The organism is Streptomyces sp. NPDC044033 (genome assembly GCF_056434425.1).
Genome location: NZ_JBWKFF010000012.1, coordinates 256,611 through 270,592, shown reverse-complemented (window position 1 = coordinate 270,592; position 13,982 = coordinate 256,611). Strand labels below are relative to the sequence as shown.

Here is a 13,982-nt window from a genome sequence, read left to right as displayed (position 1 = left end):
GCAGGTGGAAGTCCGTCAGGCGCACGACCTCCCGCCCTATCCCACCCCCCCCCCCCCCCCCCCCCCCCACCACCCCCCCCCCCCCCCCCCCCCCCCCCCCCCCCCCCCCCCCCCCCCCCCCCCCCCCCCCCCCCCCCCCCCCCCCCCCCCCCCCCCCGCCCCGTCAGAGCCGCTTCGCGATCCGCCGCGCCACCCGCACGATGTCGCCCTTCGGCTGCGCCGAGTACGGCGGGTGGTGCCGGGTCCAGTCGTCCTCCAGGGCGAACCAGTCGATCGCCTTGGCCGCGCGCCGCCCCTCCATGGCCGCCTCCAGCTCCGTGAAGTACGTCTTCCAGCGCAGCGTGTAGAGGCCGCCGACCAGCCCGGACCACTCGCGGTTGGCGTAGTCGTGCAGCTTGCCGTCGTCGGCGCCGGAGCGGTTGCCCCATACGGTCAGGAGCGAGACGGCGTCGAATTCGAGCCGGTCGCGCTCGGCCGCGGACGAACCCCACGCGCGGGCGTCGGCGATCCAGCGGCCCAGCAGATGGCGCTCGTCGGTGGCGACGGCCTGCTCCAGCAGGGCCATCCACGCGAACCACTCGCCGGTCAGCGCCCGGAAGCGGGCCCGGTCCCCGGCCTCGTACGCGGCCTTGATGAGCGGCAGCAGCAGCCGGCTGCGGTTGGAGACGGTCTGCCGGGCCACGTCCAGGAGGTCGTAGCGGTACGCGCTGGTGCCGCGCAGCGACGGGGCGACGGCCAGCAGCGCGGGCAGCGCCTTGTCGAACTCGGCCGCGTCGTAGCGGAGCTTCGGCGGCGACCAGGAGGCGGCGCGGGTGACGGCCAGGTCGGGGCGGGCGCCGAAGAGGCCGTCGGCGGGCTCGCTCCACCCGTCGGCGCGGCTGGTGCCGTAGGCGGTGCGGCGCAGCACGTCCCAGGCCCGTACGGCGTGGGCGTCGGCGGCGCCGTACCGCTGGGCGGGCCACTGGGCGAACCACTCCGCCAGCGGCGTCGGCCCGTCCGTCCAGGGCAGGTCGCTGAAGAGGGCGAGGGCGGCGGGGTTGTTGTCGGCGGCCTCGGGCATGAGGGCGATGCCGTTCAGGGCGCTGCCGTGCTTGGTGCGCCACTGGTCGTAGAGGGCGGCCCAGTCGGGGGTGTTGGCGCCCATGGCGGTGTGGCCGCCGAAGTTCCAGATGGAGCCGAAGGCGTACGGCGTGGAGGCCCAGTCCCGCTCGCGGTCGACGACCTCGGGGTAGTGGTCGGAGATGCCGTCGACGATCAGCATCTTGGACTTGTCGACGGCGTCGATGATGTCGCGGCGCGGGTTGGTCTGCCAGCCGAGGATGGCCCAGGTGGCGCCCGGGTGGGCGGTGCGCAGCGCCTTCTCCACGGCGCGCGCGGCCTCGGGGACCGGCACGTCGCCGGGGCTGCCGCCCTCGTGCAGCAGGTCCATCTTGTAGATCGAGGTGGCTCCGTACAGCTCGTCCTGCACCCGGTAGAAGGTCTTGGCCACGCGGGCGAAGTGCTCGTCGCGCGGGTCGAGCCAGTCGGGGCGCGGGAAGCCGCCCCACACGCCCTGCGGGACGGTGTGCGCGCCGGGGTTGCGGTCCGCGAAGCCGGGCGGCACGGTGCCGAAGTAGCCGGGGAGCACGGGCGTCATGCCCAGCTCGCGCAGCCGGCCGACGATCTTCCTGGCGAGGGCCGCGCGGCGCTCCAGCAGCTCCCGGGAGACGGGGCCGCCGAAGCCGGACATGTTCTGGAGCAGCCACCACGGCTGGTGGGCGGGGCCGGGCACCCACTGGCGCAGCTCCGCGTCCGTATAGCCGTGCCGCTGGAAGGCGCGGTGGTAGACGGCGTCGGCGCCCGCGTAGACCAGCACCTCGTTGTAGCCGTGCAGCGCGAGGACGTCGAGCTCGCGCTCCCAGTACTCCCAGCCGTGGTACGGGCCGGTGTAGCCGTCGTTGGTGTCGTTGAAGACGAAGCGGTGGGCGACGTTCGCGGACTTGCCGATGGGGGCGCCGACGCCGGGGAGGCGGCCGGGCAGGTCGGTCTGCGCGCCGTTCCAGGAGAAGTGGGCGTGTGCGACGTGGCGCAGGTACCAGTGGAAGCCGGCGAGCTGGACGGCCGGCGTGGTGCCTTCGATGACGATGTGTCCGGCTGTGCCCGAGACTCGGTAGGAGTCCCGGCCGGGGCGGGTGCGGAGGGTGCGGAAGGTGACCTGCCGGTGGTGGTGCGGCAGCAGCCGTCTCAGGGCTCTCGCCGCGGCGGCACCGCCCGTGGTGAGGGGGCCTGGTGGGTTCGGGGCGGCTGCGGCCGGGTGCGTGGCGGCGACTCCGAGGGCTGCGGACCCGGCGAGAGCGCCGAGCAGCGTACGTCGGGCGATGTGCATGAGTGACCTCCACCATGGCGCTGCGGCTACTGGGCTGGACCACTTGAGCGCGGTGATCCTATGAGCAGTCGACAGGAACAGGTCAAGGGCACGGGCGGCAATCCGGCCGCGCCGGTTACATTTGGCACGAATGGCCCCACCCGTTCCGACCAGCTCCTGGACCTCTGTGCGACGACCCGGCACGATCGTCGGGCGCAGCGGCCCGCAACCTGTCAGCCGTGGAGGAGCCTGAGCCCATGGGACTGCGTACGAAGATCGGTGTGGCGATCACCGCCACCGCCGCCCTGGTCGCGGTCATCATGGGCCTCGTCGTGCACCACCGCACGGCCGTGAACTCGCTCGAAACCTCCCGCGACACCATCCGCTCCCGGCTCTCCATCGCCGTCGACGACCATGCCGCCGGGGTCGACCGGCGCCGCGTCCTCATCAACCCCGCCGTGCTGCCCACGCCCCTGCGCGAGGCCGTCGCGCGCGGTGAGACCGGCGTCTACCTGGACCGCGGCGGCAAGGAGCCGGAACTGTGGGCCGCCCGGCGCTCCGGCAAGGACGTCATCGCGCTCCGGCACTCCTACCTCCGCCAGGACCGCAAGCTCGAAGCCCTCGACCGCGACCTGTGGCTCGCGGGCTCGATCGGCACGGCGCTCGCCTGCGTGATCGGCGTGGCCTTCGCCGCGGTGCTCGGCCGCCGCCTCGACGCGTCCGCCCGTACGGCCGAGCGGATCGCCGAGGGCGACCTCAGCGCCCGGATCACGCCGCGCGGCAAGGACGAGATCGCCCGGCTGACCACGGCCCTCAACACCATGGCCGACGCGCTGGCCGCCCGCCTCCAGGCCGAGCGCGACGTCACCTCCGACATCGCGCACGAGCTGCGCACCCCGGTCGCCGGGCTGGTCGCCGCCGCCGGGCTGCTGCCGCCGGGGCGGCCGACCGAGATGGTGCGGGAGCGGGCGCGGCGGGTGAGCGGGCTGATGGAGGACGTCCTGGAGGTGGCGCGCCTGGACGGGTCCGCCGAGCGGGCCGAGACAGAGGTGCGGCCGCTGGACGAACTGGTGCGGCGCGCGGTGCGCTCGGCCACTGCGCCGGCCCAGGCCGGTCTGGAGATACGGGTGGTACGGGCCGGGCTCGTCGAGACGGACGCCCGGCGTGTGGAGCGCATACTCGCCAATCTGGTCAGCAACGCGTTCCGGCACGGCGCCGTGCCGGTGCGCGTCGAGATCGAGGGCGGGGTGGTGCGGGTCCGCGACCAGGGGCCCGGCTTCCCGGCGGAGCTGCTCGCGCGCGGCCCGGTGCGGTTCCGTACCGGCGCCGGGCAGGGCGCCGACGGCTCGGGGCGGGGGCTGGGCCTCGGACTGACGATCGCCGCCGGTCAGGCCCGGGTCCTCGGGGCACGGCTGCGGTTCGCGAACCCGGCGGGCGGGGGCGCGGAGGCGGTGCTGGACCTGAGCGCGTCGGTGCATACGGAGGAGGAGACGGAGACGGGCCGGGTGCCGGAGGGGCGGGGGTGACGGCGGGGGTGCGTACGGACATGTCTGAGGTGCGTACGGGCCGGGCAGCCGCAAGAGTGGAAGCGAGGGTTCCCCATCTCACCCCTGGAGCGGCGGCGATGACCGAGAACGTCCTGTTCATGGACCTCGACCGGCCCGAAACGGGCCGCCTGGCACTGGACGCGCTGCGGCAGGCGCACGCCGAGGGCGGCGTCAAGCTGCGCGAGGCGACCGTGATCACGCGCGACGCGGAGGGCGCGCTGGACTTCCCCGACAGCGTCGACAACAGCAGCGACGCCAAGGGCTTCGCGGTGGGCGGCCTGGTCGGCGGGCTCGTCGGCATCCTGGGCGGCCCGCTCGGCATCATGATCGGCTTCGGCGCGGGCGGGCTGCTCGGCGGCGCGCACGACGCGCGCCAGGCCAGCGCCTCCAGCGCCGCCCTGGAAATGCTCGCCGCCGAGGTGCCGCCCGGGTCGACCGTCCTGATCGCGGAGGTCGCCGAGGACTTCCCGGAAATCGTCGACGAGGCGCTCGCTCCCTACGGCCCGGGCGTCGTCCGCTACCCGGCCGAGGAGGTCCGCAAGGGGGTGGAGGAGGCGATCGCGGAGGGGCGCTGACGGGGGGCTCGGCCGCAGAGCCGGCAGGTTGGGGCGTCACCTGTGTGGCGGGCCCCGGCGCGCGGCGGTCGTGGGGTTGGAGTCTGCTGGGCGGGACGACTCCTCGACTCGGCCGAAAGGGCAGTCCTATGGCTGCGAAGCCCGCAATCGTTCTGGTCCATGGCTTCTGGGGCGGTGCCGCGCACTGGGCCAAGGTCATCACCGAGCTGCACCGTCGGGACTTCGGCTCGCTGCACGCGGTGGAGAACCCCCTGACCTCGCTGGCCGACGACGCCGAACGCACCCGCAAGATGGTGCGGCAGATCGACGGGCCGGTGCTGCTGGTGGGCCACTCGTACGGGGGTGCGGTGATCACCGAGGCCGGCGATCTGCCCAATGTCACGGGGCTGGTCTATATCGCCGCGTTCGCGCCGGACGCCGGCGAGAGCCCGGGGCAGATCAGCCAGGAGAAGCCCCCGGCGGCGTTCGAGAACCTCGCACCGGACTCCGACGGTTATCTATGGGTCAAGCAGGACAAGTTCCGCGAGAGCTTCGCGCAGGACCTGCCGGAGGACGAGGCGCGGGTGATGGCCGTGACGCAGAAGGCGCCGCTGGCCTCGACCTTCGGTGACACCGTCACCGCCCCGGCCTGGCGCGCGAAGCCGACCTGGTACCAGGTCTCCACCAGTGACCGCATGATCCACCCGGACAACGAGAACCGCATGGCCCGGCGCATGAACCCGCGCAAGATCATCGAACTGGATGCCGGCCACGCCTCACTGGCCTCCCGGCCAGGCCAGGTCACCGACCTCATCGAAGAGGCCGCGAACGCGAGCGGCTGACACCGGTGCGTCAGCCGGCTGCGCCGAGGAGGGCGACCGGTCCACCCGCCGCCGCTATCCGAACGACTCCGCCCCGTCCGGACTCGGCCCCGCCCCGCGCCCTCGGGGAACGAACCCGCCCAGCCACCGCAGACGCTCACCGGTCAGGGGAGACGGCACAGGTTCTCGGCCCGAGCCTCAGCGCAGCGCCCTGGCGTAGCAGCGGCTCTCCTCGTGGAAGCGGTAGAGCCCGACCTTCGGCGCGGGCGTGTAGCCGCAGGAGGTGTACAGCGCGATGGCCTCGGGCTGCTTGATGCCCGTCTCCAGCACCATGCGCGTACGCCCCGCCTCGCGCGCGCTGTCCTCCAGCGCCGCGAGTATCGCCCGCGCCAGGCCGCGTCCGCGCGCCTCGGGTATGACGTACATCCGCTTCAGCTCGGCGTCGCCGTCCTCGTACGCCTCGTCGTTGGCGTCCTGTACGCGCCAGCCGCCGGTGGCGACGGGCGCGCCGTCGCCGTCGTCGTCGTAGGCGATGAGGTACAGGCCGTGCGGCGGGTCGAACTGCGCCGGGTCCAGCGGCGTCAGGTCCTCCTCGCCGTAGCGTTCCGTGTACTCCAGCTGCACCTGGTCGTTGAGTTTGACGGCGTCGGGGTGGTCGTACGCCGCGGGCACGATCTGCATCGAGGTATCGTAAGGTCGAATGGGTGTGCGAGGCCAGAGTGCCCCAAGGGTCGGTATCGTGCCGGAATGCTCACTGTTACGACCGTCAATGTGAACGGGCTGCGCGCCGCCGCCAAGAAGGGCTTCGTGCCCTGGCTCGCGGGGACCGGAGCCGACGTCATCTGCCTCCAGGAAGTACGGGCCGAGCCCCAGCAGCTCCCCGAGGAGGTGCGCGAGCCGGACGGCTGGCACACCGTGCACGCCCCGGCCGCCGCCAAGGGTCGCGCGGGCGTCTCCCTCTACTCCCGGCGTGAGCCGGAGGCGGCGCGGATCGGATTCGGCTCCTCGGAGTTCGACGCGTCCGGCCGCTACGCGGAGATCGACCTGCCGGGCGCCACCGTCGCCAGCCTCTACCTGCCGTCGGGCGAGGTCGGCACGGAGCGGCAGGACGAGAAGGAACGGTTCATGGCCGAGTTCCTGCCCTACCTCGGCGAGCTGCGCGAGCGGGCCGCGGCGGACGGGCGCGAGGTGCTGGTCTGCGGCGACTGGAACATCGCCCACCAGGAGGCCGACCTCAAGAACTGGAAGGCCAACAAGAAGAAGGCCGGCTTCCTCCCGGAGGAGCGCGCCTGGCTGACCCGCGTCTTCGACGAGGCGTCGTACGTGGACGTGGTCCGCGCGCTGCACCCCGGCGTCGAGGGCCCGTACTCCTGGTGGTCCTACCGCGGCAAGGCGTTCGACAACGACGCGGGCTGGCGCATCGACTACGCCGTCGCCACGCCCGGTCTCGCCGGGCGCGCGGTCAAGGCGGAGGTGGAACGCGCCGCCAGCTACGACCTGCGGTGGAGCGACCACGCGCCGGTGACTGTGGTCTTCGAGGGGTAGCGGCGCGGCAGGGAGCCCCGTCCACGCACCCGAGGGGACGGGTGCGTGGACAGGGGCTGTTCTCAAAGGAGCCAGGATCGGGTCGGGTCGTCCAGCCATGCGCGCGTCGCGTCGGCGGTCACCGTGAGCCCGAACCGGGTGTGATCCGGTTCGCCACAGCCGTCCCACCATCGGTAGGCCGCTTCCACCTCGTCCCACAGCCGGCGCGGGCCCGCCTGCCAGACCTTCGCCTCCTGGCCGTCACGGAACATGACGCACGCCACCGACCGGTCCGACAGGCCGTAGAACCACACAGGAAGCGCGCCGTTCCGCTTCTCGGCCGCACGCCGCGCGATGTCCGGCACCCGAAGCCCGATGGCGAACTCCGGTGCGCTGAATCTCCCCCGGCAGAACTCCGTCTCCGTGACGGAGCTGGAGGACGTGGAGCCGTCCGCCATGCCGGCGGCGTACGGCGTATGCCCCTCGAACGGGAGGCGCTGGTCCCGCATCTTCATGAACTCGACCGGGCCCGTGAACGGCCCCGTAGCCTGCCGGCCGTCCCGTGAGACGGACAGCCGGGCCACGGCGTCCTGGTGGCTGTAGTGCGTGCCCCAGGGAGCCACGATGACGCCGCCGGGCCGTGTCTGCTCCACCCACGCCCACGGCAGCGTGCGCACGCCCACCGTGGCGATGATCCGGTCGTAGGGCGCTCCCCGCGGGTATCCTTCGAAGCCGTCGCCGGTGACCACCTCGACCGCGAAGCCGCCTAGTTCCAGGGACCGCCTGGCCGCGTCCGCCACGGCCTCGTCCACCTCTACGGAGGTCACGTTCCGGCCTCCGACGCGGTGGGCCATGAGTGCCGCCGTCCACCCCGAGCCGGTACCGATCTCCAGCACGCGGCTACCGGCCTGGAGATCCAGGTCCCGGAGCATCCGGAAGACGACGGACGGCATGGAGACGGAGCTGGTCCCTACCTGTCCCGGCTCCGTGCCCTCGTGTCTCCCGTCATCCCACTGCGTGACGATGGGGATATCGGCGTCCGCGTACCTCTGCCAAGCGGCCGGGTCGTCCGTGCGGCCGGCGTACACGCTCCGGCCGGTTTCCATGTCGAAGGGCCACATGCGGTCCGGCAGGAAGCCGCTCCGCGGCACGGCGGCATACTCCGGGGCCCAACCCATGGTCAGAGAGGCGGTGTTGACCGCCTGGCGGCAGGTTGCGGCCTGGTCGTCCTGCCGCTCATCCCCACTCACAGCGCACCGGCCTTCGGGCCTCCGTCGGGGGACGGCGGGTCAGGGAGGGTTGATGGCCATGCCCCCGGACCGTTCGCGCGGTTGCGGGGGTCTGCTGTCACCCACCAGCCTCCAGGAATGCAGAGGCCCGAGTGTTCCTCGATGGGGAACACTCGGGCCGTGACCACAGCGCTACATGCCCACCCAGGCGGCCAGCGACGCCAGGCCCGCCGGTGCCCGGCGTTGCCGACGGACCAGTACGGCGATCGTCTCCCGTAGCAACGGGTGGTACCGGGCCTGCTGCGGCGCGACTTCTCGTGCCCGGAGCAAGGACCGCTCGGCCGCCTCGGTCTTTCCCATCTGGGCGTAGGCGCGCGCCATTTCAATGTAGTAGCGGCCTACTCGCATCCTGGGGTGTTCGGCGGGGAAGTGCAGATGGCGCGCTGCCTTCATTGCGTCGCCCAGCTTGCCCAATTCCACCGCGGTGGCTACATCGAAATGAGCCACGTTGGTCGCGCCGAAGGAGGCCCAATACGCACGCGGCACGTCCCTGCCGATTCGCGAGGCAGTTTCTCGTGCCAAGTCCATGTGGCCGGTTACGGCCTCCGGATTTTTAGCCTGAGCTTCCGCGATTGCGCCGGCCAGGTAGAGGCTCCCGGAGACGGCGAGTGCGGGGATGGAGTCGGCGTCGTCGTGTTGTTTCACCAACTGATGCCCGCGTTCGAGAACCTTCAATGCCATGCGGCTGTCGCCCCGGCGCAAGAGCATGCTGCTGCGTTTGTTCAGCCGAATCGCCGACAAGAGGGGGTCCTGTGCTTGTTCTGCCATCCAGCCCATTCGCTCAAGGGCGATTGACGCAAGCTGGTGGTAGCCCAACCGGTAAGCAAACTCATAAGCGACCCAATAGGACCAGCTGAGCGAGACGGCGATGCGCTGGCGGTCAACGCCTGTGGTCGGGGCGCTGAAAGCCGTTGTCAATTCTCCCAATAGGCCCGGCAGCTTCGAGCCGATGGCTTTGTACTCGGTGGCGCAGGCGTCGGCGCACAGTTCGCGAACCTCAGCTGACATGACGTTCGTTTCCCTGGGGATGATGTCGGGGTCCGGTCCCAGGTCATAGAGGTCCAGCGCGTCGGACAAGGGAGCGATCATCCGGTCCAGACGATCCTGCCGCATCTCTGAGATATACGGCTGGCCGTTGAGGGCGGCTATATCGACTTCGAGCACCCTGGCCACCGCGGCCACCATGGCTGGGGTGGCAGGTGTCAGGCCCGCCTCTACTTTCGCGATCGTGCCGCGTGAGACGAAGGCGCGTTGAGCGAGGCCCAATTGCGTGAGGTGGCGCAGCTTGCGGTAGTCAGCAATACGTGCGCCGATATGATCGTCATCCGGGCGTGACATGCTCAACTCCGTTCCGGTGCAGGCAATCGAAACGGTACCGCTGATCAACTCGCGGGGAAGGCCAAGCCGGTTGTCCTCGTGTGACGAAGGCTGTCGGCGCATCTACTGTCGGCGCATCCGCTGTCGGCATCCGAGCGAATGCCTCGCCCCCGCCGCCCGTTCACTCCGCCCCGCCCTCCGCCGTCAGCCAAGCGTCCAGTTCGGCCTGGATGTGGCGGTCCATCGCCATGGAGAGTTCGGCGTCGATGACGTCCTTCGCGATCGGGCGGAGCGTGGCGAGGGTCTTGGTGACCCGGTCGATCTCGTCGGGCGGCAGCGGCTCGCCCCGGACGGTGCGGTCCAGCAGGCCGCTCAGGACGTGATCGCAGATCAGGGTGGTGAAGGTCTCGGCCAGGGCCTCGGCGTGTGTGCGGACGTCGCGGCCGGCGGCGAGCACGGCGGCCAGCGGGACGCCTTTGTCGACCAGGGCGCTGGACGCGTCCAGGAGACGGCGGCTGACGTGCACGATCTCGTCGCCGTCGACCGCCAGATAGCCGATGTCCAGGGCGCCCGCGAGGTTCTCGGGGGTGACCTCGCCGGCGAAGTGGTCGGCGAGCTTCTCGGGGCTCAGCCGGACCGGGGTCTCCTCGGACCAGGGGGTGGCGATCGCGCTCCGCAGGCCGAGGAGTTCGCCGACGCCCCGGCCGCTCTCGAAGGCGGTGAGCAGTTCGGCGATGCCGCCGAGGGTGTGGCCGCGCTCCAGCAGGGCCGCGACCGTACGGAGCCGGGCGAGGTGGTGTTCGTCGTACCAGGCGATGCGGCCCTCGCGGCGGGGCGGTGGGATCAGTTTGCGCTCGCGGTAGAAGCGCAGCGTACGGACGGTGATCCCGGCCGCCTCGGCCAGCTCCGCCATTCGGTACTCGCGCCCTGCCGCGTTGTTCTCAGCCACGGAAGCAGCCTATGCCGCAGGTCGGCGCCGCCCGACAGGGGCGACCGCCGGTAACTTCCTCGCTCGCGCCCCCTACCGCTCGGTAGTGAGCTGCCCTACTCTCCAATTGCGCCAGTGATTGCTGGCGCGGTTACGTACGGGATGGACGATCTCGGGAGGCGGCGGCATGGCCGAGCGCGAGCGTGAGCGCCAGCACGAGCACGTACGGGTGGCGGTGATCGGATCGGGGTTCGGCGGCCTGGGCGCGGCCGTCCGGCTGCGCCGCGAGGGCATCACCGACTTCGTGGTCCTGGAACGGGCCGAATCCGTCGGCGGCGCCTGGCGGGACAACAGCTATCCGGGGTGCGCCTGCGACGTCCCCTCGCACCTGTACTCCTTCTCCTTCGCCCCCAACCCCGAGTGGCCGCGCACCTTCTCCGGCCAGCGGCACATCCGCGCCTACCTGGAGAACGTCGCCGACACCTTCGGGCTGCGGCCGCACATCAGGCTGGACCACGAGGTGCGGTCCATGCGGTGGGACGCGGACGCGCTGCACTGGGAGATCAGCACCGCGCGCGGCGACCTCACCGCCGACGTCGTCGTCTCGGCGACCGGCCCGCTCTCCGACCCGAAGATCCCCGACATCCCCGGCCTGGCCGGCTTCCCCGGCAAGGTCTTCCACTCGGCCCGCTGGGACCACGGCTACGACCTGCGCGGCAAGCGCGTCGCCATGATCGGGACCGGCGCCTCCGCCATTCAGATCGTGCCCGCCATCCAGCCCGAGGTCAGCGGCCTCACCCTCTTCCAGCGGACCCCGCCCTGGGTCATGCCGCGCGTCGACCGGGCCATCACGGGCGTCGAGCGCTGGCTGCACAACAAGATCCCCGCGACCGGCACCGCGCGCCGCGGACTCCTGTGGGGCATCCGGGAGTTGCAGGTCAGCGCCTTCACCAAGCGTCCCAATGAACTCGGCCTGGTCGAGACCATCGCCAAGCGCAACATGGCCCGGACCATCAAGGACCCGGCCATGCGCGCCAAGCTGACGCCCGACTACCGCATCGGCTGCAAGCGCATCCTGCTCTCCAGCACCTACTACCCGGCGCTCGCCGCGCCCAACGTCGACGTCGTCGCCTCCGGCCTCAAGGAAGTGCGAGGCTCCACGCTCGTCGCCGCCGACGGCACCGAGACCGAGGCCGACGCGGTCATCTTCGGCACCGGTTTCCACGTCACCGACATGCCGATAGCGCAGCGCGTCACCGGGGCCAACGGCACGACGCTCGCGGAGGAGTGGAAGGACGGCATGGCGGCGCTGCGCGGCTCAAGCGCCACCGGGTTCCCCAACTTCATGACGGTGATAGGGCCCAACACCGGGCTCGGCAACAGCTCGATGATCCTGATGATCGAGTCCCAGCTGAATTATTTGGCCGATTTCATGCGCCAGCTGACCACCCTCGGCGGCAAGGCCGCCCTCGACGCCCGGCCCGCGGCCGTCACGGCCTGGAACGACAAGGTGCAGGCGCGCATGGAGCGCACGGTCTGGAACAGCGGCGGCTGCGACAGCTGGTATCTCGACGCCAACGGGCGCAACACCACGGTGTGGCCCGGCACGACCGCCGAGTTCCGCAGGGCCACCCGCCGCGTCGACCTCACCGAGTACGAGGTGCTGCGCGCCCCGGCCCGTACGGAGACGGCCGCCGCTCCCGCCGGGGCGCGCACATGAGCCCCGCGCGACCGCGCGCCCAAGGGGCGTACGCGCCGCCCGCCCCGCGGCGCACGCTGACCGCGACCTCCGCCGACGGCACCGCCCTGCACGTCGAGACGCACGGCCCCGACGGCGCGCCCGCCGTCGTCCTCATACACGGCTGGACCTGCTCCACGGCCTTCTGGGCCCCGGTCATACGGGAGCTGTCAGACAGCCACCGGGTGATCGCGTACGACCTGCGCGGGCACGGCCGCAGCCCGGCCCCCGGCCCCGGCGGCTACAGCACCCGCGCCCTCGCCGACGACCTCGCGGCGGTGCTGGACGCGACGCTGATCGAGGGCGAACGGGCCGTCCTGGCCGGGCACTCCATGGGCGGCATGACCGTGGTGGCCGCCGCCGGCCGGCCGGCGGTGCGGGAGCGCACGGCCGCCGCGCTGCTGTGCAGCACCGGAGTCTCGGGGCTGCTCGCGGAGGCGCTGGTGCTGCCGCTGGCCGCCGGCCGGGTCCGCAGCCGGCTCACCCGCTCCGTCCTCGGCACGAGCGCGCCGCTCGGCCCCGTCACACCGCTCGGCAGGCGCGTCCTGAAGTACGCGACGCTGGGCCCGGCCGCGCCGCCCGCCGCCGTGGACGCGTGCGCCCGGATCGTGCACGCCTGCGACCGCAGGGTCCGCGCCGCCTGGGGCGCGGTCCTCGCGGAGCTCGATCTCGAAGCGCGCATAGGGGAGTTGAGCGCTCCGACCGCCGTCGTCGTCGGCACCGCGGACCGGCTGACCCCGGCCGTGCACGCCCGCCGGCTGGCGGCCCGGCTGCCCGACTGCGCGGGCCTCACCGAGCTGCCCGGGCTCGGCCACATGACCCCGGTCGAGGACCCGGAGGCGGTCGGCGGCGCCATACGCGCGTTGGTCACCGCCTACCTCGTACTGGCGCGGGACACTCAAGGGCCCCAGGGCCCCCACGACACAGCCGAGGAGCGGACCGTATGAGTCGTCAGCGCAGCAGCCTGGAGGGACAGGTCGCGGTGGTCACGGGCGCGGCCCGCGGCGTCGGCGAACTGCTCGCCCGCAAACTGTCGGCGCGCGGCGCGAAGGTCGCGCTGGTCGGGCTGGAGCCGGAGGAACTGCGGCGGGTCGCCGAGTCGCTGCACGGCGAGGCCGCGCACTGGCACGCCGACGTCACCGACCACGAGGCGATGGGCCAGGTCGCGCGGGAGGTCAAGGCGCGGTTCGGCAAGGTGGACATCGTCGTGGCCAACGCGGGGGTGGCGGCCGGCGGCCCGTTCGTCGACTCCGACCCCGAGGCGTGGCGGCGGGTCATCGAGGTCAACCTCATCGGCGGCGCCGTCACCGGCCGCGCCTTCCTGCCCGTACTGATGGAGAGCCGCGGCTACCTCCTCCAGATCGCCTCGCTGGCCGCCGTCACCCCGGCGCCGATGATGACGGCCTACTGCGCGTCCAAGTCGGGCGTCGAGGCGTACGCGCACAGCCTGCGCGCGGAGGTCGGCTACCGGGGCGTACGGGTCGGGGTCGGCTATCTGAGCTGGACCGACACCGACATGGTGCGCGGCGCGGACCAGGACGACCTCATGCGCGAACTCCGCAGCCGCCTCCCCTGGCCCACCAACCGCACCTACCCCCTCGGCCCCGCCGTGGACCGCCTGGTGGCAGGCATCGAACGCCGCTCCTCGCACGTCTACGCCCAGTGGTGGCTGCGCGGCATGCAGTCCGTACGCGGCTACCTCCCGACCCTCATCGGCGTGGTCGGCCAACGCGAGATGCGCCGCTTCGGCCCCCGCCTGGAGGGCTTCCGCGGCAGCCTCCTGGGCGCGGGCGGCGAGGCGGATGAGAAGGCCCGCGCGAGCCGGTGACGGGCCGCTGGGGGGGGGGGGGGGGGGGGGGGGGGGGGGAGGGGGGGGGGGGGGGGGGGGGGGGGGGGGGGAAGGGGGGGGGTTTGGTTTGA

12 protein-coding genes are annotated in these 13,982 nt (G+C 72.4%); 7 read left to right on the top strand and 5 right to left on the bottom strand.

Annotated elements, in window-relative coordinates; all coding sequences use genetic code 11:
* Positions 1-163: 163 nt before the first annotated feature.
* Positions 164-2,365 (bottom strand): alpha-N-acetylglucosaminidase, encoded by a 2,202-nt coding sequence (locus tag AC07AB_RS22530; protein ID WP_478569626.1) that lies wholly within the window; start codon positions 2,363-2,365, stop codon positions 164-166.
* Positions 2,366-2,601: 236 nt separating this feature from the next.
* Here AC07AB_RS22530 and AC07AB_RS22525 point away from each other — a divergent pair, with 236 nt between their 5' ends.
* The 3 genes from AC07AB_RS22525 (at position 2,602) to AC07AB_RS22515 (ending at position 5,287) form a co-directional block, all read left to right on the top strand.
* The gene (locus AC07AB_RS22525; RefSeq protein ID WP_478569624.1) at positions 2,602-3,870 is read left to right on the top strand and encodes an ATP-binding protein; all 1,269 of its coding nucleotides are present in this window, start codon (positions 2,602-2,604) and stop codon (positions 3,868-3,870) included.
* Between the two features lie 98 nt (positions 3,871-3,968).
* Positions 3,969-4,466 (top strand): DUF1269 domain-containing protein, encoded by a 498-nt coding sequence (locus AC07AB_RS22520; RefSeq protein ID WP_478569622.1) that lies wholly within the window; start codon positions 3,969-3,971, stop codon positions 4,464-4,466.
* A gap of 128 nt (positions 4,467-4,594) precedes the next feature.
* Positions 4,595-5,287, top strand: a complete 693-nt coding sequence (locus AC07AB_RS22515) for an alpha/beta hydrolase (RefSeq protein ID WP_478569620.1) — start codon at positions 4,595-4,597, stop codon at positions 5,285-5,287.
* A gap of 177 nt (positions 5,288-5,464) precedes the next feature.
* On the opposite strand, the gene AC07AB_RS22510 is transcribed toward AC07AB_RS22515, so the two are convergent.
* Positions 5,465-5,947, bottom strand: coding sequence for a GNAT family N-acetyltransferase (locus AC07AB_RS22510; RefSeq protein WP_478569618.1), 483 nt, complete (start codon positions 5,945-5,947; stop codon positions 5,465-5,467).
* A 66-nt stretch (positions 5,948-6,013) separates the two neighbouring features.
* Here AC07AB_RS22510 and AC07AB_RS22505 point away from each other — a divergent pair, with 66 nt between their 5' ends.
* Positions 6,014-6,811 carry an exodeoxyribonuclease III gene (locus AC07AB_RS22505; RefSeq protein WP_478569616.1) on the top strand — a complete coding sequence of 266 codons (798 nt, stop codon included), beginning with the start codon at positions 6,014-6,016 and terminating at the stop codon, positions 6,809-6,811.
* 62 nt (positions 6,812-6,873) lie between these two features.
* On the opposite strand, the gene AC07AB_RS22500 is transcribed toward AC07AB_RS22505, so the two are convergent.
* The 3 genes from AC07AB_RS22500 to AC07AB_RS22490 form a co-directional block, all read right to left on the bottom strand.
* A complete protein-coding gene (locus tag AC07AB_RS22500) occupies positions 6,874-7,968 on the bottom strand; it encodes a methyltransferase domain-containing protein (protein ID WP_478569652.1) in 1,095 nt (364 codons plus the stop codon).
* A gap of 243 nt (positions 7,969-8,211) precedes the next feature.
* A complete protein-coding gene (locus tag AC07AB_RS22495; RefSeq protein ID WP_478569614.1) occupies positions 8,212-9,417 on the bottom strand; it encodes a helix-turn-helix domain-containing protein in 1,206 nt (401 codons plus the stop codon).
* Positions 9,418-9,577: 160 nt separating this feature from the next.
* A complete protein-coding gene (locus tag AC07AB_RS22490; protein ID WP_478569650.1) occupies positions 9,578-10,309 on the bottom strand; it encodes a MerR family transcriptional regulator in 732 nt (243 codons plus the stop codon).
* A 202-nt stretch (positions 10,310-10,511) separates the two neighbouring features.
* Between AC07AB_RS22490 and AC07AB_RS22485 the strand changes: the two genes are divergently transcribed.
* From AC07AB_RS22485 to AC07AB_RS22475, 3 genes are read left to right on the top strand one after another with little or no spacing between them, the layout of a single operon-like run.
* Positions 10,512-12,044 (top strand): flavin-containing monooxygenase, encoded by a 1,533-nt coding sequence (locus tag AC07AB_RS22485; RefSeq protein WP_478569612.1) that lies wholly within the window; start codon positions 10,512-10,514, stop codon positions 12,042-12,044.
* On the top strand, positions 12,041-13,009 hold the full coding sequence (locus AC07AB_RS22480; RefSeq protein WP_478569610.1) for an alpha/beta fold hydrolase: 969 nt from the start codon (positions 12,041-12,043) through the stop codon (positions 13,007-13,009). The genes AC07AB_RS22485 and AC07AB_RS22480 overlap by 4 nt, the downstream gene beginning before the upstream one ends.
* Positions 13,006-13,890 (top strand): SDR family oxidoreductase, encoded by an 885-nt coding sequence (locus AC07AB_RS22475; protein ID WP_478569609.1) that lies wholly within the window; start codon positions 13,006-13,008, stop codon positions 13,888-13,890. The genes AC07AB_RS22480 and AC07AB_RS22475 overlap by 4 nt, the downstream gene beginning before the upstream one ends.
* The last annotated feature ends 92 nt before the right edge of the window (positions 13,891-13,982 follow it).

Excerpts from the sequence above, each read along its gene's own strand:
- AC07AB_RS22530 (WP_478569626.1), bottom strand. The coding sequence starts at position 2,365 with ATGCACATCGCCCGACGTACGCTGCTCGGCGCTCTCGCCGGGTCCGCA.
- AC07AB_RS22525 (WP_478569624.1), top strand. The coding sequence starts at position 2,602 with ATGGGACTGCGTACGAAGATCGGTGTGGCGATCACCGCCACCGCCGCC.
- AC07AB_RS22520 (WP_478569622.1), top strand. The coding sequence starts at position 3,969 with ATGACCGAGAACGTCCTGTTCATGGACCTCGACCGGCCCGAAACGGGC.
- AC07AB_RS22515 (WP_478569620.1), top strand. The coding sequence starts at position 4,595 with ATGGCTGCGAAGCCCGCAATCGTTCTGGTCCATGGCTTCTGGGGCGGT.
- AC07AB_RS22510 (WP_478569618.1), bottom strand. The coding sequence starts at position 5,947 with ATGCAGATCGTGCCCGCGGCGTACGACCACCCCGACGCCGTCAAACTC.
- AC07AB_RS22505 (WP_478569616.1), top strand. The coding sequence starts at position 6,014 with ATGCTCACTGTTACGACCGTCAATGTGAACGGGCTGCGCGCCGCCGCC.
- AC07AB_RS22500 (WP_478569652.1), bottom strand. The coding sequence starts at position 7,968 with ATGGGTTGGGCCCCGGAGTATGCCGCCGTGCCGCGGAGCGGCTTCCTG.
- AC07AB_RS22495 (WP_478569614.1), bottom strand. The coding sequence starts at position 9,417 with ATGTCACGCCCGGATGACGATCATATCGGCGCACGTATTGCTGACTAC.
- AC07AB_RS22490 (WP_478569650.1), bottom strand. The coding sequence starts at position 10,309 with ATGGCGGAGCTGGCCGAGGCGGCCGGGATCACCGTCCGTACGCTGCGC.
- AC07AB_RS22485 (WP_478569612.1), top strand. The coding sequence starts at position 10,512 with ATGGCCGAGCGCGAGCGTGAGCGCCAGCACGAGCACGTACGGGTGGCG.
- AC07AB_RS22480 (WP_478569610.1), top strand. The coding sequence starts at position 12,041 with ATGAGCCCCGCGCGACCGCGCGCCCAAGGGGCGTACGCGCCGCCCGCC.
- AC07AB_RS22475 (WP_478569609.1), top strand. The coding sequence starts at position 13,006 with ATGAGTCGTCAGCGCAGCAGCCTGGAGGGACAGGTCGCGGTGGTCACG.